15 protein-coding genes are annotated in these 20,658 nt (G+C 61.2%); all 15 read right to left on the minus strand.

Features of this window, described 5'->3' with window-relative positions; genetic code table 11:
* Nucleotides 1-139: 139 nt before the first annotated feature.
* Nucleotides 140-436, minus strand: coding sequence for a DUF2845 domain-containing protein (locus CKW11_RS26655; protein WP_095140064.1), 297 nt, complete (start codon nt 434-436; stop codon nt 140-142).
* Nucleotides 436-3,384, minus strand: a complete 2,949-nt coding sequence (locus CKW11_RS26660) for a DUF748 domain-containing protein (protein WP_095140065.1) — start codon at nt 3,382-3,384, stop codon at nt 436-438. Before CKW11_RS26660 ends, CKW11_RS26655 begins: the two co-directional genes overlap by 1 nt.
* Nucleotides 3,385-3,602: 218 nt before the next feature.
* Entirely contained in the window at nt 3,603-4,619 is a 1,017-nt protein-coding gene (locus CKW11_RS26670) for a class I SAM-dependent rRNA methyltransferase (RefSeq protein WP_095140066.1), read from the minus strand.
* Between the two features lie 150 nt (nt 4,620-4,769).
* Nucleotides 4,770-5,642, minus strand: coding sequence for an oxygenase MpaB family protein (locus tag CKW11_RS26675; protein ID WP_095140067.1), 873 nt, complete (start codon nt 5,640-5,642; stop codon nt 4,770-4,772).
* Nucleotides 5,643-5,693: 51 nt separating this feature from the next.
* Entirely contained in the window at nt 5,694-7,631 is a 1,938-nt protein-coding gene (gene acs / locus CKW11_RS26680; protein WP_095140068.1) for an acetate--CoA ligase, read from the minus strand.
* Between the two features lie 265 nt (nt 7,632-7,896).
* Nucleotides 7,897-9,561: a glucose-6-phosphate isomerase gene (gene pgi / locus CKW11_RS26685; protein WP_095140069.1), complete on the minus strand. Its 1,665-nt coding sequence runs from the start codon at nt 9,559-9,561 to the stop codon at nt 7,897-7,899.
* 230 nt (nt 9,562-9,791) lie between these two features.
* Nucleotides 9,792-10,172, minus strand: a complete 381-nt coding sequence (gene panD / locus CKW11_RS26690) for an aspartate 1-decarboxylase (RefSeq protein ID WP_003228271.1) — start codon at nt 10,170-10,172, stop codon at nt 9,792-9,794.
* A 199-nt stretch (nt 10,173-10,371) separates the two neighbouring features.
* Nucleotides 10,372-11,232, minus strand: coding sequence for a pantoate--beta-alanine ligase (gene panC / locus CKW11_RS26695; protein WP_095140070.1), 861 nt, complete (start codon nt 11,230-11,232; stop codon nt 10,372-10,374).
* Nucleotides 11,229-12,029, minus strand: a complete 801-nt coding sequence (gene panB / locus CKW11_RS26700) for a 3-methyl-2-oxobutanoate hydroxymethyltransferase (protein ID WP_027614100.1) — start codon at nt 12,027-12,029, stop codon at nt 11,229-11,231. Before panB ends, panC begins: the two co-directional genes overlap by 4 nt.
* Before the next feature lie 459 nt (nt 12,030-12,488).
* Entirely contained in the window at nt 12,489-12,974 is a 486-nt protein-coding gene (gene folK, locus CKW11_RS26705; RefSeq protein WP_095140071.1) for a 2-amino-4-hydroxy-6-hydroxymethyldihydropteridine diphosphokinase, read from the minus strand.
* 3 nt (nt 12,975-12,977) lie between these two features.
* Nucleotides 12,978-14,378, minus strand: a complete 1,401-nt coding sequence (locus tag CKW11_RS26710; protein WP_095140072.1) for a polynucleotide adenylyltransferase PcnB — start codon at nt 14,376-14,378, stop codon at nt 12,978-12,980.
* A gap of 723 nt (nt 14,379-15,101) precedes the next feature.
* Complete coding sequence (locus CKW11_RS26715; protein WP_095140073.1) at nt 15,102-16,538, minus strand: sigma-54 dependent transcriptional regulator; 1,437 nt, start codon at nt 16,536-16,538, stop codon at nt 15,102-15,104.
* A gap of 22 nt (nt 16,539-16,560) precedes the next feature.
* On the minus strand, nt 16,561-19,515 hold the full coding sequence (locus tag CKW11_RS26720) for a sensor histidine kinase (RefSeq protein WP_166497202.1): 2,955 nt from the start codon (nt 19,513-19,515) through the stop codon (nt 16,561-16,563).
* Nucleotides 19,499-19,675, minus strand: a complete 177-nt coding sequence (locus CKW11_RS26725) for a hypothetical protein (protein ID WP_003176118.1) — start codon at nt 19,673-19,675, stop codon at nt 19,499-19,501. Before CKW11_RS26725 ends, CKW11_RS26720 begins: the two co-directional genes overlap by 17 nt.
* A 77-nt stretch (nt 19,676-19,752) precedes the next feature.
* Nucleotides 19,753-20,649: a tRNA glutamyl-Q(34) synthetase GluQRS gene (gluQRS, locus tag CKW11_RS26730; protein ID WP_095140075.1), complete on the minus strand. Its 897-nt coding sequence runs from the start codon at nt 20,647-20,649 to the stop codon at nt 19,753-19,755.
* Between the last annotated feature and the right edge of the window lie 9 nt (nt 20,650-20,658).

The following is a 20,658-nucleotide window of genomic DNA, read 5'->3' on the forward strand; positions in this document are numbered from 1 at the left end:
CCTGTTCTATTTTCGGGTGATAAAAAACGAAATGTGGGAGCGGGCTTGCTCGCGAATGCGGTGTGTCAGCATGCATATTCATCACTGACACACCGTATTCGCGAGCAAGCCCGCTCCCACAGGGGATACAGGTTGTGGTTCAGTTACCGCGTTTGCTGTTGATCTGCCGCAGACGATTGCCTTCAAAGCGCAGGTACTGGTACATGCCGTTGCTCGGGCCGTAGGTCCATTCCTCGACCTGAAACTCTTCGCGGCGGTTGGCGCTGCGCTTATAGCCGAGGACATCGCGACTGACCGGTTCGCCACACTTCTGCAGCACTTCGCTGGCGCGGTCGCCGAGACTGACCAACTGGCTGCCACAACGCAGCGTGTCAGAGGCCAGAGCCGGGCTGGCACCGAGCACCAGCGTCAGCGCAAGCAGCCATTTGTGGTTCATCATTCGGCGTCCAGATGCATTTGCGTCACCACTCGGCCATCGCTTTCGGCCTCACCCAGATTGGCATCGATGAAGTACACCCGGTCATCCGCCAGTTGACCTTTGTCTACCAGATAGTCCTTGATGCTGCTGGCGCGTTCCTGACCCAGCTGTCGCAGCAGCACATCGCTGGAGCTCCAGAACTTGATCACGCCATCACGCATTTTCGCCGTGCGTTCTTCCTTGCCCAGATCCTTCCATTCGGCCGGAGGCTGGGTTTTCAGACGGGTACGGTAGATGCCTTCGAGCAGCGGACCTTTCTCGCTCTCCGGCACTTGCAGCAGGGACGCTTGCGCCGGCACCTTGTCGCCACGGCGCTGGAGCATCTTGTAGTAGTTGTACTGGTATTCGCGCTCCAGACGCTGCTCGGCAATCAACGGGCCGTCGCTGCTTTGCGCGGCGGTGCCTTCGATTTCCAGGCGCAGGGCCGGACGTTCCTTGAGGGCCTGGGACAGTTTGTCCAGCGCTGATTCGGCATCCTTGCTCAGCTCGCTTGAACCCGCGGCAAAGGACACGGTACCGAGATCCTCGGAGCCACCGCCGCTGACTAGTCCGCCAATCAGCTTGAACGGCGCGGCAGCCGCTTTGACGATCAGGTTGCGCAGGGTCTGCCAGACAATCGGCATCACGCTGAACTGCGGGTTGTTGAGGTCGCCGGTCACCGGCAGTTCGATGGAAATCTTGCCATCGACGTCCTTGAGCAGCGCAATCGCCAGTTTCAGCGGCAGGCTCACGGCATCCGGGCTGTCGACTTTCTCGCCGAGTTGCAGTTGCTCGACCACCACTTTGTTTTCAGCCTTCAACTGGCCCTTGGTGATCAGGTAGTGCAGGTCGAGGTTGAGCCGGCCCTTGCGGATGCGGTAACCGGCGAATTTGCCAGAATACGGGGTCAGGGTGGTCAGCTCGACGCGTTTGAAACTGGTGGCGATGTCGAGACTGGCCATCGGATCGAACGGATTGACCGCACCTTTGATGGTCACTGGTGCGTAGCGATCGACTTTGCCCTTGATGTCGACGCTCGCCGGTTTCGCCTGACGACTGTCGATGGTGCCGATCTGGCCGTTGAGCTGTTGAACTGCTGTGGCGAAATTCGGCGTCAGGCTGAAGTCGGCGAAGTTGGCCGAGCCGTCGTTGATCGCAATCGCGCCGATGTGAATGCCCAGCGGCTTGTCCTTGCTGGCCGGCTTCGCCGCGGCGTTTTTCGCACCATTGTCGGCAGGCTGCGGGATCAGCAGGTCGTCGATGTTGGTGGTGCGGTCATCGTTGATCATGAACCGCGCATACGGCTGGAACAGGTTGACCTTGTCGATCGACAGGCTGTCACCGTGTTGATAGTTGATGCCTTCAACCACCACTTGCTGCCACTTGAGGAAGTCGCGGGTTTTCAGGGTGTCGAGGGTGTGCAGTTGATCAATCTGTGCACGCCCGGTCACGCCGAGTGCCAGTGGTTCGGTGCTCTTGAGGTTGACCTTGAGGTCGCTGCCGAGCATGCCGCTGCGCAGCTCCAGGCGAATGAACGGATTGATGTAGGACTGTGCGACGCGCAGGTCGATGTCCTGGGTTTTCACGTTGAGCTGGGCGGTGACCGGCGCGAGGTTGACCACCCCGTCGGCGTTGATCTTGCCTTGTTTGCCCAGACCGCTGTCGAGTCTGACCTTGAAGGGCGAGCCGTTGAGGCTGTCGAAATCCTGCAGATCAATGTTCAGCGGCGTCACATCCAGTGCCACCGGCGGGTTGGCCGAGCGGTCGGCGAGATGTACGGTGTAGTTGCGTAGCTGGACGTCTTTGAGCAGCACTTGCCAAGGCTTGCTCGGAGCGGCCGGCTCCTTCGGCGAGTCGGCGGCGGCCGGAGCGGTCTTGGGTTCGGCGGCGGCCTTGGCGGCAGGTTTCGATGGCTGGCTGGCGAACAGTTTCTGCCAGTCGAGCTGGCCGTCGGCTTCGAGCGCGGCCCAGGTTTCCAGCTTGTTGCTGCGGATCTTGCCGACCACCACTTGCTGTTTGGCCAGGTCCAGTGAGGTCTCGCTGACATCAAGGCGTTCAAGTTTCGCCAACGGGCGGCCGTCCGGCGCCTTGATCGCGAATGGTGCGATGCTCACTGCGACGTTGTTCAACAGCAGTTCGGTTTCTTTCGACAGATTCAGCTTGTACTCGGTGCTGAGATTCAGCACGCCGTCTTCGAGCACCAGCGGCAGCGCGTCACGCACGTAAGGCCAGAAGGACTTCATCTTGCCGTCGGTGACTTTCAAGGTGCCTTCGGAGGTGAACGGGATCAGGCTGAAGTTGCCTTTCCAGTCGATCTGCCCACCGGCCGGGCCGGCCGCGACCAAGGTCATGTCGGCGTTATCGTCGGGGAGGGTGCTGAGGTTTTTCAGCTCGAAGTCGAGTTTGTCGTAGATGAACTCGATCGGCTCACTCGGCCGGGCGTCCTGGAAATGTACGTTGCCACCGGCCAGTTGGATGCGATCGATGCGCAGCGGGAACGGCTTGGCATTCGGATCGGCCGGGGTCGGTTCGCTGGCGGGAATCTTGAACAGGCCCAGCAGATTGAGCTGGCCGTCCTTGGCGAAGAGGATTTCAGTCTTGGGCTTGTCCAGTTCGATGTCAGCCAGGTGCAGCGCTTTGGTCCACAGGCTGTCGAGTTGCAGGTTGGCGTACAGCCGCTCGAAGCCGACCTGCTCCTTGCCCGGCTCACCGACGACCAGGCCCCACAGGGTGACTTCCAGGCTGAACGGATTGAGTTCGATGCGCTGGATGTGCGCCGGCACCGTGGCGTAGTTCGCCAGTTGCTGGTTGGCGATACGCAGTGCGATGCCCGGCAAAATCAGAAACCCCAGCAGGCTGTAGAGGGCCAGAGCAGTCAACAAGGCGCCAATCGCGCGAATCAATCCTTTGGGCATGTGCGGCTTCATCTCTGAATCGGAGTGCCTTGGAGTATGGCACGCGATTCTGGTTCCGAAGTACCTCGCTTGGGGCAGGATTGTTCAGATTGTTCTGTAGGACCAAGACACTGTGGGAGCGAGCTTGCTCGCGAAAGCGGCGGATCAGTCGAGAAATATGCTGACTGACGCGCCGCCTTCGCGAGCAAGCTCGCTCCCACATTGGATGGTTGCCAGTCCCGCAGGGGGGGTTACAACTGCAGGATCAGGGTTTTCAGCGGTGGCTGCTGATCCAGCGACGGGAAATCCGCGCCCGGAGTCATCACGCTCCATTCGCGCACCGGTCGCCCGGCCTTCTCGGCGCAACGCAGGACCTGTTCACGCCAGTCGTCCATGCTGACTTTTGCCAGGTTGTTGCAGCAGATCAGCACGCCGTTGTCGGCGGTGGTTAGCAGCGCCGGCTTGAGCAGGCTCTGATAGTCGCGCAGCAGGTCGACGGTGCCGAACGCGCTCTTGGCCCAGGCCGGCGGGTCGAGCAGCACCAGATCGTATTGGCGCTGTTCGAGGCGCTGATAGCTCGGCAGTTTCTGCCCGCGTCGCTGGCTGATCGGCAGACCGGCGAGCTGACGGATCGCCGGGAAGTAATCGGACTGGATGAATTGCATCTCGGGCAATTGCGGGTTGAGCAGACCGTTTTCACGGCCGACTGCCAGATTGCCCTCGGCGAAATCCAGATTGCACACCTCACGCGCCCCTCCGGCAGCGGCACTCAGGCCGACGCCGCAGGTGTAGGCAAACAGGTTGAGCACGCTTTTGCCCTTGGCGTGATCCTTGACCCAGCCCCGGGTGTTGCGCAGGTCGAGGAACAGCAGCGGATCCTGCCCGGCATGCCGACCGCGCACGCGATAGTTCAGGCCCCATTCGTGACCGACCAGATCCGCCAGCGCAGCTTCATCGGCGCGGTAGACGCTGTCTTCGCGATCGATCCGCGAGTTGCCGCGGGAGCGGTCGTTGTAGACCAGCAGGGTTTCGAAGCCCAGGGTCTGATTGACCATGGTGTGCAGTTGCAGCAGGTCGTCACGCTCCAGGGTCTGGTGAAAACTCTGCACCAGCAATTGCGGGCCGTAGCGGTCGACGGTCAGGCCACCGGCGCCTTCCTGGCTGCCGTGGAACAGCCGATAGCAGTCTGTGCCCTGGCTGTGCAGCTCAGCGAGCAGATCCTGGCGTTTATCGAGGGCGGCGCGCAGCGCCTGATTCAAGGAAGACATGCGTGCGCCTTGCTGGTGAGAATGTGGGCGCGGGAGTTTAGCAGTTTGGCGGGCAACCGAGTTAAGCCCTTCGCGAGCAAGCCCGCTCCCACAGGGAGTCCATGGCGTAGCACAGTTCCCCTGTGGGAGCGGGCTTGCTCGCGAAGCTCTTCAGGTCAGAATTCCCATCCGCCGCTTTGCCCGCTGCACCGAGCCATTGCGCATCGCCCAGCGCAGCATCGGCGCGCTGCGCTTGACGCTGGCGCGGATCAACTGGCGTTGCAGCGGGTTCTGCCGTATGCAGAACATGGCGCTGGCCCAGTCCGGCAACAGATCGATGCCGGCCTTCATCATCAAATCGCCAAATGGCCGCGCCAGCACGCTCGGGGCCGGGGCATCAAGCAGCAGGCGCAGGACTTCGCGGCTGCGTTCATCACAGAGCAATTGCGGGCGCATGCGTTGCAGGTAGTCGGCCACGGCCTGCCGCGATTTCGGCACATCCCGCGCACCCAGGCGCTCGGCGACCACGGCAATTTCCGCGTAGTAGCGATCCTGATCCGCCAACGACAGCTGCGGGTTGCGGTAACGCAAATGCGCGGCGAGGAAGTTGCTGACTTCGGCCACATGCACCCAGGTCAGCAGGTCCGGATCGCTGGCCGCGTAGGGCCGGCCATCCGGTGCAGTGCCGACCACTTGCAGGTGAATGCTGCGCACTTTGTCGATCAGCCATTCGGCGTCGCGGCGCGAGCCGAAGGTGGTGCCGGAGACAAACTGGCTGGTGCGGCGCAGGCGTCCAAGCATGTCCTGACGAAAATTCGAATGATCCCAGACCCCGGCCAGCGCCAGCGGATGTAGGGCTTGCAGCAACAACGCGCTGATGCCGCCAATCAGCATGCTGCTGAAGTCGCCATGCACTTGCCAACTGACCGAGTCCGGCCCGAACAGCCCGGGATCGCCCTTGGGATTTTCCAGGTCGAGCTGACCGAGGGACAGACCGGTCAGGCTCATGAGTTGGTTTTCGATACGGCTGCGGATGAATTCCATGACAACTCATTGGTGGTGGACGGGCGCGGCCGGGTGACCGCGCCACGGACGTTACTGATTCAGGCGCTTATCGATCAGGCCCTGCACCACGCTCGGATCGGCCAGGGTCGAAGTGTCGCCGAGGCTGTCGAGTTCGTTGCAGGCGATCTTGCGCAGGATGCGCCGCATGATCTTGCCTGAACGGGTTTTCGGCAACGCCGGCGCCCACTGGATCAGGTCCGGTTTGGCGAAGCTGCCGATTTCCTTGCTGACGTGGGCCAGCAGTTGCTTCTTCAGCTCATCGCTCGGCTCGACGCCGTTCATGGGCGTGACGAAGGCGTAGATGCCCTGGCCTTTGACGTCGTGCGGGTAACCGACCACGGCGGCCTCGGCAATGCTGTCGTGCAGCACCAGCGCGCTTTCCACTTCGGCGGTGCCGATGCGGTGGCCGGAGACGTTGATCACGTCGTCGATGCGCCCGGTGATCCAGTAATCGCCGTCCTCGTCGCGGCGTGCGCCGTCACCGGTGAAGTAGTAGCCGGGGTAGGGCTTGAAGTAGGTGTCGACCATCCGTTGCGGGTCGCCGTAGACGCTGCGGATCTGCGCCGGCCAGCTGGATTTGATCGCCAGCACGCCGCTGCCGGCGCCTTTGATCTCCTTGTCGTGTTCATCGAGCAGCACCGGTTGCACGCCGAACATCGGCTGCGTGGCGCAACCCGGTTTGATGCGTTGTGCACTGACCAATGGGCTGAGCATGATCCCGCCGGTTTCGGTCTGCCACCAGGTATCGACAATCGGGCAGCGCTGCTCGCCGACCACGTTGAAGTACCATTCCCACGCCTCCGGGTTGATCGGCTCACCGACGCTGCCGAGCAATCTGAGGCTTTGGCGCGACGTTTCCTGCAGCGGCCCGGCACCTTCGCGCATCAGCGCACGCAGGGCGGTCGGTGCGGTGTAGAAGATGTTCACTTTGTGTTTGTCGATCACTTGCCAAAAGCGCGAGGTGCTCGGGTAACTCGGCACGCCTTCGAAGATCAGCGTGGTCGCGCCGTTGGCCAGCGGGCCGTAGACGATGTAACTGTGGCCGGTCACCCAACCGACGTCGGCGGTGCACCAGAACACTTCGCCATCGCGGTAATCGAGCACGTATTTGAAGGTCATCGCCGCCTGCAGCAGGTAGCCGCCGGTGGTGTGCAGCACGCCTTTGGGTTTGCCGGTGCTGCCGGAGGTGTAGAGGATGAACAGTGGGTCTTCGGCGTCCATCGGTTCCGGCGGGCAATCATCGCTGACGTCACGCACGGCCTGGTGATACCAGAGGTCACGCCCCTCGACCCAATCGACTTTGCCTTGGGTGCGCTCGACCACAACGACGGTGCTCACGTCCGGGCAGTTTTGCAGGGCCTTGTCGACGTTGTGCTTGAGCGGCACGAATTTGCCGCCGCGCACGCCTTCATCGGCAGTGATCACCGTGCGGCAGTCGGCGTCGAGGATGCGGTCACGCAATGAATCCGGGGAGAAGCCGCCGAACACCACCGAGTGAATCGCGCCGATCCGCGCGCAGGCGAGCATGGCGTAGGCCGCCTCGGGGATCATCGGCATGTAGATGCATACCCGATCGCCTTTTTTCACCCCACGGCTTTTCAGCACATTGGCCAGGCGGCAGACGTGATGGTGGAGTTTTTTGTAGGTGATCTGTGCTGATTCGGCCGGGTCGTCGCCTTCCCAGAGGATCGCGGTCTGCTCGCCGCGCTGGGCGAGGTGGCGGTCGATGCAGTTGTAACTGACGTTCAGTTGGCCGCCGGCAAACCAGGCCGCTTCACCGGTTTTCAGGTCGTAGCGCTGAACGGTCTGCCACGGTGTGCTCCAGTCGAGGAAGCGCGTGGCCTGTTCGGCCCAGAAAGCGCTGGGGTGTTCAATCGATTCGCGGTACAGGCGCTTGTAATCGTCCTGACTCAACTGCGCAGCCCGGCGGACGGCATCGGCTTTGGGGAACGTGCTGATATCGAACATGACGGTTCCTTATTCTTGTTGTGCGAAGAATAAAGATGCGCCGAGAGGGCCAAGGGTTCAAGCCGCATCAGGAATCTGATGGCTGGTATTGAATTCAGATGTACCCAAAACAACTGTAGGAGTGAGCCTGCTCGCGATAGCGGGGTGTCAGTCAACATCAATGCTTAAAGACATACCGCTATCGCGAGCAGGCTCACTCCTACAAGGGAATTTGCTTGCCCACAGGATTCTGGTTGATCCAAATCCTGTGGGTTTTGCTTTCAAATCAACCGCGGTGACGACCGCGGAAGTAGTTGATCAGGCCCTGGGTGGAAGCATCGTCAGCGACGGTTTCATCACTGCCGACCAGACGGTTGTAAACGCCTTTGCCCAGTTCCTTGCCCAGTTCCACGCCCCACTGGTCGAAGGCGTTGATGCCCCAGACCACGCTCTGCACGAACACTTTGTGTTCATACATGGCGACCAGCGCGCCGAGGCGACGCGGGCTGATGCGTTCGACCACAAGGGTGTTGCTCGGACGGTTACCCGGGATCACCTTGTGCGGTGCGAGTTTGTGCACCTGCTCTTCGCTCATGCCTTTTTCGCGCAGTTCGGCTTCGGCTTCCGGCAGGGTCTTGCCGAGCATCAGCGCCTGGCTCTGCGACAGGCAGTTGGCGTACAGCCACTGATGGTGGTCGGAGACCGGGTTGAAGCTGACGATCGGCACGATGAAATCGGCCGGGATCAGTTGGGTGCCCTGGTGCAGTAACTGGTGATAAGCGTGTTGTCCGTTGCAGCCGACGCCGCCCCAGATCACCGGGCCGGTATCGGTCGACACCGAAGTGCCGTCCTGACGCACGCTCTTGCCGTTGGATTCCATGTCCAATTGTTGCAAGTGCTTGGTGATGTTGCGCAGGTAGTGGTCGTACGGCAGGATCGCGTGGCTTTGCGCGCCCCAGAAGTTGCCGTACCACACGCCGAGCAGAGCCAGCAGCACCGGCATGTTCTGTTCGAATGGTGCGCTCTGGAAATGCTGGTCCATGGTGTAGGCACCGGACAGCAGTTCCTTGAAGTTGGACATGCCGATGGCCAGGGCAATCGGCAGACCGATGGCCGACCACAGCGAGTAACGACCGCCGACCCAGTCCCACATCGGGAAGATGTTTTCTTCCCGGATGCCGAACGCGACGGCCGCGGCGTTGTTGCTCGATACCGCGATAAAGTGGCGATACAGCTCGGCTTCGGAACCGCCCTGAGCCAGATACCAGGCGCGGGCGGCCTGCGCGTTCTTCAGGGTTTCGAGGGTGTTGAAGGATTTCGACGAAACGATGAACAGCGTGGTTTCGGCGCGCAGCTTTTGCGTCAGTTCGTGGAACTCGCTGCCGTCGATGTTCGCCAGGTAATGGCAACGCACGCCTTTCTGCGCGTAGGACAACAGCGCTTCGGAGACCAGCTCCGGGCCGAGGAACGAGCCACCGATGCCGATGTTGACCACGTCAGTGATCGGCTTCTCGGTGTAACCACGCCACAGACCGTCGTGGATGCGGCCGACCAGATCCGTGATCTGGTTCAGCACCTTGTGCACTTCCGGCATCACGTTGACGCCGTTGACCGACAGCTTGTCGCCCACTGGGCGGCGCAGGGCGGTATGCAGCGCCGGGCGGCCTTCGGAGGCGTTGACGATTTCGCCGTCGAACAGCGCTTTGATCGCGCCTTTCAGATCGACTTCATTGGCCAGACCCACGAGCAAGTTGCGGGTCTCGGCGTTGATCAGGTTCTTCGAATAATCGAGAAACAGTCCGCAGCTGCTGAGGGTGAACTGATTGAAGCGCTGCGGATCGGCGTTGAAGGCTTCGCGCATGCTGAAATCCTGCATGGCTTGGCGGTGATCTTTCAACGCTTGCCAGGCAGGCAGAGCGGTAACGTCATGAGGAGTGCGGTAGTACGCCATCGCTGCGGTTTTCCTTTTTACTTGAACGGCCTTTTGAACACAGAACAGACCGATACGCCATGTTTGGGCGAGGGTCAAATACGTCGACACGATTTTTCAACGCAGGGCGAATACAGTAAACCTCGCGCTGCGATCTGTCTTGACTTCTTCTGACCTGTTCCCTGTACTTTTTTAACATCAATACCGGGAACGGGCCGACCAACGGAAGGGGAGTGACGTGTCGAAGCGGCTCAGGCCACCTGAACCGGAATGGCGTTGCTGGTGTGGCTGAGCTCATTGCCTGGCGCCATGTAGAGCATGCGCGGCTTGAAATTGAGCAGTTCCGCTTCGCTGTAATGGGCGTAGGCGCAAATGATCACGCGGTCGCCGACCTTGGCTTTATGCGCGGCTGCGCCGTTGACCGAAATCATCCGCGAACCTTCTTCGCCACGAATCGCGTAGGTGGTGAAGCGCTCGCCGTTGTCGACGTTATAGATCTGGATCTGCTCGTACTCACGGATGCCGGACAAGTCCAGCCACTCGCCATCGATGGCGCAGGAACCTTCGTAATCGAGTACCGCGTGAGTGACTTCGGCGCGGTGCAGTTTGGCCTTGAGCATGATGGCGTGCATGAGGGATTTCCCGGGTTGGAAGCAAACGGCGGGCAGTGTGCCCGAAGGCTTTGGGGGCGGCAATATGGTCTGTGTGGACACCAGAAACCAATGTGGGAGCGGGCTTGCTCGCGAATGCGGTGTGTCATTCAGCAGATAGGTTGACTGACATACCGCATTCGCGAGCAGGCTCACTCCTACAGGGGTATTGCGCTGTTTTTTAAGCCGGGCTATCGAGGTTCAGGTACAGGTTGTCGATCAACCGCGTGGTGCCGAGGAACGCGGCCACCAGAATCACCAGATCGCGGTCTTCTGCCGTCGCCGGACGCAAGGTCAGGGCATGACGGATTTCCAGGTAATCCGGACGCAGGCCGGCGGCTTCCAGCTGTTGCACCTGAGCGGCGATCAGCGCCGGGTAGTCGCGCTCACCTTGCTTGATCGACTCGGCAATCGTGCTCAGGGTGCGATAGACCACCGGGGCCACCGCACGTTGATCTTCGTTGAGGAAGCCGTTGCGCGATGACAGCGCCAGGCCGTCAGCCGCGCGCACGGTCGGTTCGCCGATGATCTGGATTGGCATGTTCAGGTCATGCACCAGCGCGCGGATCACCGCCAGTTGCTGGAAGTCTTTCTGACCGAAGATCGCCAGATCCGGCTGAACCATGTTGAACAGCTTGCTGACCACCGTCGCCACACCTTCGAAGTGCCCCGGACGGCTGGCGCCGCACAGGCCTTCAGACAGTTGCGGCACGCTGACCCGGGTCTGCCCGGCCATGCCGTCGGGGTACATTTCTTCGACGGTCGGGGCGAACAGCAAATGACAGCCGGCTTGCAGCAGTTTTTCCTGATCCGCCGCCAGGGTGCGCGGGTACTTGTCGAGGTCTTCGCCGGCGCCGAACTGCAGCGGGTTGACGAAAATGCTCGCGACCACGAAATCCACGCGCTGAGTGGCTTTGGTGATCAGCGCGATATGACCGCTGTGCAGGTTGCCCATGGTCGGCACAAAGCCGATGCGCTTGCCTTCACTGCGGGCGCGCGCCACGGCAGCGCGCAGTTCGCGTACGGTTTTAACAGTGTTCATGCAGAGAATCCGTGTTCGATCCCAGGGAAAGTAACGCCTTTGACTTCGTTGACGTAGGCCTTCAGGGCGGACTGGATGCTGTCCTGACCCTGCATGAAGTTCTTGACGAATTTCGGTACTCGGCCGGTGATCGACAGACCGAGCATGTCGTGCAGCACCAGTACCTGGCCGTCGGTATCACTACCGGCGCCGATGCCGATGACCGGAATCTTCACCGCCTGGCTGATTTCCGCCGCCAGCTCGCTCGGCACGCATTCAAGCAGCAGCATCGAAGCACCGGCCTGTTCCAGCGAGATCGCGTCGGCACGCATCTGCCGCGCCTGGTTCTCGTTGCGGCCCTGCACTTTATAGCCACCAAGAATGTTCACCGCTTGTGGGGTCAGGCCCATGTGCGCGCAGACCGGCACACCGCGCTCGGCCAACAGGCGGATCGACTCCGCCAGCCACAGCGCACCCTCGACCTTGACCATGTGCGCACCGGCCTGCATCAGCATGGCGCTGTTGGTCATGGTTTGTTCGAGGGTGGCGTTGGCCATGAACGGCAGGTCAGCCAGGATCAGGGCGTCGGTGTTGCCGCGTTTGACGCAGGCGGTGTGGTAGGCCATTTCTGCGGTGGTCACCGGCAAGGTGCTGTCGTGCCCTTGCAGAACCATGCCGAGGGAGTCGCCCACCAGCAGCACTTCGACACCGGCCTCGTTGCAGGCGTGGGCGAAGGTCGCGTCATAGCAGGTCAGCATGGTGATCTTTTCACCTTTCTGCTTGAGGCTCTGGAGCGTGGTCAGGGTGATGGCTGGCATGTAAAAAATCCTCGTTCAGGCGCTCTGGAAACTACTGCGAGTAACGCGCGTGATTCTTCGTCTACTCAGGCGCACGCTCTTTTGTCGTGCTTATAAGGCCTGGATTGCGCCCGTATGTGCCGGGTTGGCGGCAGCGGGACGCCTATAGTCGTGAGGAGCCAAGCGGAAGTCAATTGCGTGTGTTACCGCATTGTTACGAGGGGAGTGTTACCGGCGTTACTGATGCGTTTCAGCGGCGCGGCGGGGTTGACTGGCGGGTTTTTTTTCCGACAAAAAACCTTGTGGCGGCAGAGCTCTGTGGTGAGGGGATTCATCCCCGATGGGCTGCGAAGCGGCCCCGAAACCGTAGAATGGAACAATGCTGTCACACCGCATTTGCCGGTTTTGCGACTGCTGCGCAGCCGATCGGGGATGAATCCCCTCGCCACAGAGGTCCTCATCCACAGGGGGGGGATGTTTTCAAGCTTGAGAGAGGCGTTCGAGGCCGACGAACGGGCAGGCGGCGAGCAGATCGGCGAGGGCGCGGCCATCGGCCAGGCGCAAATCCTCGGGAGCCAGTTCGGCCAGGGGATAGAGCACGAACGCCCGTTCCTGAATCTGATAATGCGGGACTTTCAGGCGTGGCTCGTCGATCAGGCGATCGCCGAACAGCAGGATATCCAGATCCAGCGTACGCGGCCCCCAACGTTCCAGACGCTCGCGACCCTGATCGTTTTCGATCGCTTGCAGCGCATCGAGCAGATCGAGCGGCGCGAGGTCACTGTCGAGGGCGGCGACCGCGTTGGTGTAACGCGGTTGCCCTGGCAGCAGTGAATCGCTCTGATAGAACGCCGAAACACCAGCAAGGGAAGTCTGCGGCAATTGCCCCAGCGCGTTGAGCGCGCTGCGCAGTTGTTCGGCCGGATCAGCGAGGTTGCTGCCCAGGCCGATATAGATGCGTTCCATGCCTTATTCGCCCGATGCGCTCGGAGCCCCGGCGCGCTTGCGCTTGGAACCGCTGCTGCGGCGACGTTTGCGCGGCGCGCCGCTGGCGTCATCACCCTTGCTGCTGAGTTCGCGAATCATCTCGCGACGCTCGCTGTCGTTGGCGTCCTGATAATCCGTCCACCATTCGCCCAGACCGTCGGTCTGCTCGCCAGCGCTTTCACGCAGCAGCAGGAAGTCGTAACCGGCGCGGAAGCGTGGATTGTCCAGCAGCAGGTCGGCGCGTTTGCCGCTGCGGCGTGGCAAGCGTTCCTGCATGTCCCAGATCTCGCGGATCGGCATGGTGAAGCGCTTTGGAATGGCGATGCGCTGGCACTGTTCGGCGATCAGCTCGTGCGCACCTTCCTGCATCGCCGGAATCGGCGGCATGCCACGTTCCTGCAGACGCAACACACGGGCCGGAAGGGCAGGCCACAGCAGTGCGGCAAACAGGAACGCCGGGGTTACCGGTTTGTTCTGCTTGATGCGCAGGTCGGTGTTGGTCAGTGCTTCGCTGATCAGTGTGTGGGTGTATTCCGGGTTGTGCTCAAGTGCGTCGGCACTGGCCGGGAACAGCGGGGCGAACAATTGCAGATCGACCAGCATCTCGAAGGTGATCGCGCCGTGGCCGGAGAGGAACAGCTTGAGCACTTCCTCGAACAGGCGGGCCGACGGAATCTCGCGCAGCATCGGCGCCAGTTCGCGGATCGGCTGCACGGTGTGCTTTTCGATGCCGAAATTGAGCTTGGCGGCGAAACGCACGGCGCGCAGCATGCGCACCGGGTCTTCCTGGTAACGCTGCTTCGGATCGCCGATCAGGCGGATCAGGTGATTGCGGATGTCGTGTACGCCGTTGGCGTAATCGAGAATGCGCTCGCTGACCGGATCGTAATACAGGGCGTTGATGGTGAAGTCGCGACGTTGCGCGTCTTCTTCCAGGGTGCCATAAACGTTGTCGCGCAGAATCCGCCCGCTCTCGTTACGCGAAGACTGGTTGCTGTCTTCGTCGTCTTCATTGACCGGGTGATTGGCGCGGAAGGTTGCGACTTCGATGATTTCGCGACCGAAATGGATATGCACCAGTTTGAAGCGGCGACCGATGATCCGCGCATTGCGGAATTCGGCACGGACTTGCTCGGGGGTGGCGCTGGTGGCGACGTCGAAGTCCTTGGGCGTGATGCCCAGGAGCATGTCACGCACGCAGCCGCCGACCAGATAAGCCTGGTAGCCGGCGCCCTGCAGGCGTTCGACGATATTGACCGCGTAGCGGCTGAATTGCCCCTTTTGCAGCGAATGTTGGCCGCTGTTGAGCACTTCAGGGGTGCTGCGGATGTGTTGCGTACGACGCACGGGAGTTCGGAATGACTGGAACAGCTTCTTCAGCATGGGATGCACTGTTTGAAGGAATGTTCGGCCATACCAAAGAATGACCGCATGATGGGCGCAGATTCTAGCATTTAGTCGGGGGATGGTGTAGGACGCAGCGGATTTGCGCTGTAAGTCGCAGGCTAAAGGCTTTGGAGGCGGGTTTTTGCTGCGGGGAAGAAACTACAAGGGGAGCCGAAGCTCCCCCAGAAGTAGTTGCGTGCTCTTTTTATTATTGATTCGGGCTTCTTGTTTTTGTTGAGTGCCCTCGCCATGAAGCTTTTCCTTCATGACCCTCCCAATCGGGAGCCAAGAGCAAACGGATTGCTTTGGTCGCTGTGTTGCAGTGATCTTGCGATCCAACCAGTACAGGCTCTGTCTTAGGACAGTTTTTGTTGTTCTCGGCCTGGTCGTGGGGCTAGCCCCAAATACAACGCCTCTCCAAAAGAATCAGTTAGCTGCGCCTCTCGCCGTCTTGTTTTTATTGTGCGTGAGTCGATTCGTCTTATTTTTATTGTCTTGTGCATTGCTTGTTATTGTTCTTGTACCAAACATATAGCAGGTGCCGTGCCAACTTTTGCGAAGCCCAATAAAACAAGGGGTTAGGTCGATATAACGGTTTTCTCGGGGCGAAAAAAAGCCGGGGTTTCGTTACCGATAACCCCGGCTTCTGTTACGTGAAAGGACTGAGGTAACAGTTTTTTCACGTCTTCAAGCGTTACCCGCGCACTCGACAGGTAACGTTCAGCTCTCGCTGGTGGCCCCGGTCTTGCGCCGTGGAATGCCCAGGCGCTGACGGCGTTCCCACAGGCACTTGCGGCTGACGCCCAGTTTGCGCGCCAGCTCGGTCTCGGTCATGTGGTCCTGGTGTTCGAGGACGAAGTGCTGGAAGTAGTCCTCCAGCGACAGGTCTTCGGTCGGCTCATGGCTGCTGTTGCTGGCGTTACCGGCCGTTTGTGGCGGCAGGCCGATGAACTCGTCGTCCTCCAGATCGCTCAGCTCGATATCGATGCCCAGCAGGTCGGCGGAGATTTCCGGGCTTTCGCTCAGGATCACTGCACGCTCCACCGCGTTTTCCAGCTCGCGCACGTTGCCCGGCCAGGAATAATGCCGGATGGCCTGTTCGGCATCGGCGGCAAATTTCAGATCGGTACGGTTGATGCGCGCACTCTGGCGAGCGAGGAACGCGGTGGCGATTTCGTTGACGTCGGCGCCACGTTCACGCAGGGCCGGCAATTTCAGGGCAATCACATGCAGGCGGTAATACAAGTCTTCACGGAACTGGCCGATTTTCGCCAGGCTCTTGAGGTCGCGGTGGGTCGCGGCGATCAAGCGCACATCGACCTTTTGCGACTGCACCGAACCCACGCGGCGAATTTCGCCTTCCTGCAGCACGCGCAGTAGACGTGCCTGAGCTTCCAGCGGCAGTTCGCCGATCTCGTCGAGGAACAGCGTGCCGCCGTCCGCCGCTTCCACCAGACCGGCGCGGCCGGCGCTGGCGCCAGTGAACGCGCCTTTTTCGTGGCCGAACAGTTCGGACTCGATCAGGCTTTCCGGAATGGCGGCGCAGTTCACCGAAATCATCGGTGCCTTGGCGCGCTTGGACAGGTTGTGCAGGGCGCGGGCCACCAGCTCTTTACCGGTCCCGGACTCGCCCTGAATCAGGACATTGGAATCAGTCGGCGCAACTTTGCGGATCTTGCTGTACAGATCCTGCATCGGCGGGCACGAACCGATGATGCCGATCTCGCCGTTGCTGTTGTCGACAGACGACTTGCCGCTGCCATTGGCTGTTTTGCCGGCAGGCACTTCACTGGCGGCAGGCGCCGACTGATGGTCGCGCAGGATCCGCGCAACCGCCTGGAGCATTTCATCGTGATCGAAAGGCTTGGCGATGTAGTCCACCGCGCCCATCTTCATCGAGTCGACCGCCGAGCGCAGGCTGGCGTAGCTGGTCATGATCAGCACCGGTTTGCCCTGGCCAAGCTTGATCAGCTCGGTGCCGGGGGCGCCAGGCAGGCGCAGGTCGCTGACGATCAGATCGAATGTGGGAATACTGAAGCGTTCTTGTGCTTCCTGCACTGAACCGGCTTCGCTGACCTGATACTGGTTGCGCTCCAGCAGGCGGCGCAAGGCGGAGCGGATAATGGTTTCGTCTTCGACGATCAAAATGTGCGGCATTGATTCGATACTCTCGACGGTCTCAGTTCACAGCGGACGTCGCTTCGACATGACGCGGCAATGTCACCCGGATACGGGTGCCGCGCTGGCTTTGTACATCAGCCGGGCTGTCGATGGTGATTTGTCCATAATGCTCTTCAACGATGGAATAGACCAGTGCAAGGCCCAGACCGGTACCTTCACCCGGATCCTTGGTGGTGAAGAAAGGTTCGAACAATCGGTCCATGATGTTCTGCGGAATACCACTGCCTTCGTCTTCGACGATCAGATCGACCGTGTGTTCGCCGGCTTCACTCTTGACCCGTACGGCGCTGTGCGGCGGCGAGGCGTCGCGGGCATTGGAGAGTAGATTGATCAGCACCTGCGCGAGCCGCTGCGGATCGCCTTCGACCCAGTGATCGGGATCGCACAGGTTATAGAACTGCACTTCGAAGTTGCGCCGGTTGAGTGCCAGCAGGCCAATCGCGTCCTGCGCGACTTCAGCCAGACACACCGGCTCGTCGCTGTGCTGGTGGCTGCCGGCGTGGGCGAAGCTCATCAGCGACTGCACGATGCGCGACACGCGCTTGGTCTGTTCGAGGATCTGCCCGCTGATTTCCGTCAGTTCGCCATCTTCTTCACGCTCTTCGCGCAGGTTTTGCGCCAGACAGGCGATGCCGGTGATCGGGTTGCCGATTTCGTGGGCCACACCCGCCGCCAGTCGGCCGATGCTCGCCAGTCGCTCGGAGTGCACCAGTTTGTCTTCGAGCATCTGTGTTTCGGTCAGGTCTTCCACCAGCAGCACCAGGCCGCTGTTGCCCGGTGCCAACGGTTCATCGATCGCCGCTTTGTGCAGATTGAGCCAGCGGGTCTGGCCGTCGAGGGCCAGGTGCTGTTTGTGCAAATGCTCGTCGGGCAGGTTGATGAAGCCTTGCAGCAACTGCTTCCACGGATTGGCGATGGTGCTCAGGCGCGAGCCGACCACGCGTTGCGCGGCGATGCCGGTGAGTTCTTCCATGGCTTTGTTCCACATCAGGATCTCTTGATCCTTGGCCAGCGAGCAGACGCCCATTGGCAGCTCCTGCAGGGTCTGGCGGTGGTAGCGGCGCAAGGCGTCGAGTTCGGCGGCCAGCCCGGTGAGGCGCGAGTGGTAGTCCTCGAGACGGCTTTCGATGAAGTGGATGTCTTCGGTTACGTAGTTCTCGCCGCCAGCCTTGTACGGCAGGAAGGTTTCGACCATGTCCTGCGCCACGCTCGGGCCCATCAGGCCGGAGAGGTTGGCTTCGATCCGGTCGCGCAAGCGGCGCAGCGCATAAGGGCGGCGTTCGTCGAACGGCAGATAGAGATCGCGCAGGGCCTGTTCGACTTCTTTCTGCGCTGCCTTGGCGCCCAGCGGTTTGGCCAGTTGCGTAGCGAATTCCTGGGGTGAAGCAGCGTGCAGTTCGCGGCGTTGCGGGCGACGCACGTTATCCACCGCGCAGGCTTCGGCGGCGCTGGCCTCTTCAGGGCTGGCGTTGGTGAACAGTGAGATCAGCGTGAACATCAGCACGTTGGCTGCCAGCGAGGCGATGGCCGCCATGTGCCAACTGGTGTCGTCCAGCACGTAGATCATGTTCAGCAGCGGAATGTAGAAACCCTGCAGATTGCCGACCAGCGGCAGCAGCATGGTCACCACCCACACCAGAATCCCCGCCAGCAGGCCGGCGATAAAGCCGCGACGGTTGGCGGTCGGCCAGTACAGCACCGAGAGCACGCCGGGCAGGAACTGCAAGGTGGCGACGAAGGCGACGATGCCGAGGTTGGCCAGATCCTGCCCGGCGCCGAGCATCAGGTAAAAGCAGAAACCGGCCATGATGATCGCAACGATCAGCGCCCGGCGGGTCCACTTCAGCCAGCGATAGATGTTGCCTTCGGCCGGCGGCTGATAGAGCGGCAGCACCAGATGGTTCAGCGCCATGCCCGACAGCGCCAGGGTGGTGACGATGATCAGGCCACTGGCCGCCGACAGCCCGCCGACGTACGCGAGCAGGGCCAGCGGTTTGCTGTTGGCAGCAATGCCGATGCCGAGGGTGAAGTATTCCGGGTCAGTGGTGGCGCCGAGTTTCAGGCCGGCCCAGAGAATCAGCGGCACCGCCAGGCTCATCAGCAGCAGGAACAGCGGCAGGCCCCAGCTGGCACTGACCAGCGAGCGCGGGTTGAGGTTTTCGGTGAAGGTCATGTGATACATGTGCGGCATCACGATCGCCGAGGCGAAGAACACCAGCAACAGCGTGCGCCACGGGCCTTCCTGCAGCGGTGTGTGCAACGCGGCGAGGGCGGTCTGGTTTTGCAGCAGCCACAGTTCAAGCTGTTGCGGGCCGTCGAACACGCCGTACAACGCATACAGACCGACGCCGCCGAGGGCGATCAGTTTGATCACCGATTCGAAGGCAATCGCGAACACCAGGCCTTCGTGTTTCTCGCGGGTGGCGATATGCCGGGAGCCGAAGAAGATCGTGAACAGAATGATCAACGCACAGAACGCCAGGGCGACGCGGCTCTGGATCGGCTCGCCGGTGAGGATGCCGATGGAGTCGGCCACCGCCTGAATCTGCAACGCCAGCAACGGCAGCACGCCGATCAGCATGAAAATCGTGGTCAGCGCGCCGGCCCAGGTGCTGCGAAAACGGAAGGCGAACAGATCCGCCAGCGACGACAGTTGATAGGTGCGGGTGATTTTCAGGATCGGATACAGCAGCACCGGCGCCAGCAGAAACGCGCCGGACACCCCGAGGTAACTGGAAAGAAAGCCGTAGCCATACTGATAGGCCAGGCCCACCGTGCCGTAAAACGCCCAGGCACTGGCATAGACCCCCAGCGACAGGGTGTAGGTCAGCGGGTGGCGAATGATCGCCCGCGGGATCATGCCCCGTTCGCTGATCCAGGCGACGCCGAACAGCACTGCAAGGTACGCGGCGCTGATCAGGATCATCTGGGTCAGGCTAAAGCTCATCGGCATCTTTTTGGCTCTGCAGGATGAAGGTCACGACAATCAGGATCAACCAGAGCAGATACGGCCGATACCAGGCGCCCGTGGCGTCGATCCACCAATCCATGATGGCTGGCGAAAACAGATAGATCCCCACGACCAGAAGCAGGACCAAGCGATAGATGTACATCCCGGCCTCTCTTTTTTATGCGCGTGCCCGAAAACGTGCGGCGATGGTAACGGATGGCGGCGCGACTGCAAGTGCCGTCATTGCAGTTGCGCCTCGGGCAACGTCAGTGTGCGCTGGATCCTGGATGCGTCCCAGTGGGCTGCGCCCCATTTCAGCAATTCCTGCGGTGAGGCGTGAGCCAGTTCAGCGCCGGGGTTTTGCCCCAGCGCACGCAAGGCCCGAAGCAGCAACGGAGTGGCCTGATCGGCTTCCAGTGGCGGCGAGCGGTAGGATTTCCCGAGCTTGTTGCCGTCCGGCTGCGTAATCAATGGCAGGTGCAGATAGCGCGGCTGACGCAGGCCCAGCAGTTCTTGCAGGTAGAGCTGGCGCGGCGTGGAGTCGAGCAGGTCGGCACCGCGCACGATGTCGGTGATGCCTTGCCAGGCGTCATCCAGCACCACCGCCAGTTGATAGGCGTAGAGACCGTCGCGGCGGCGAATCACGAAATCGCCGACATCACGCCCCAAGTGCTGGCGAAATTCGCCCTGCACGCGGTCGATGAAGTGGTATTCCAGCTCCGGCACGCGCAGGCGGATCGCCGCGTCTTGCTGCTCATGGCCGGCATTGCGGCACAGCCCCGGATAAATCCCGTGGTACGGCTCCAGCTGTTTGCGCGAACAGGTGCAGGCGTAAGCGAGGCCGTGATTGAACAGACTGTCGAGGACTTCGGCGTAGGCAGCGTGCCGGTCACTCTGGCGCACCATTTCGCCGTCCCATTCGAACCCGTAGCTTTCCAGCGCCTTGAGAATCGCCGCCTGCGCGCCGGGTTCTTCCCGGGGCGGATCGAGATCTTCCATGCGCACCAGCCAGCGCCCGCCGACCGCGCGCGCGTCGAGGTAGGAGGCGAGGGCGGCAACCAGCGAGCCGAAGTGCAGGTGGCCACTGGGGGTGGGGGCGAAGCGGCCGATGTAGGCGGAAGCGGTTTTGGCAGTCATGTGGACAAT

The sequence above is a fragment of the Pseudomonas sp. Irchel s3a10 genome, assembly GCF_900187525.1.
Classification (GTDB): domain Bacteria; phylum Pseudomonadota; class Gammaproteobacteria; order Pseudomonadales; family Pseudomonadaceae; genus Aquipseudomonas; species Aquipseudomonas koreensis_G.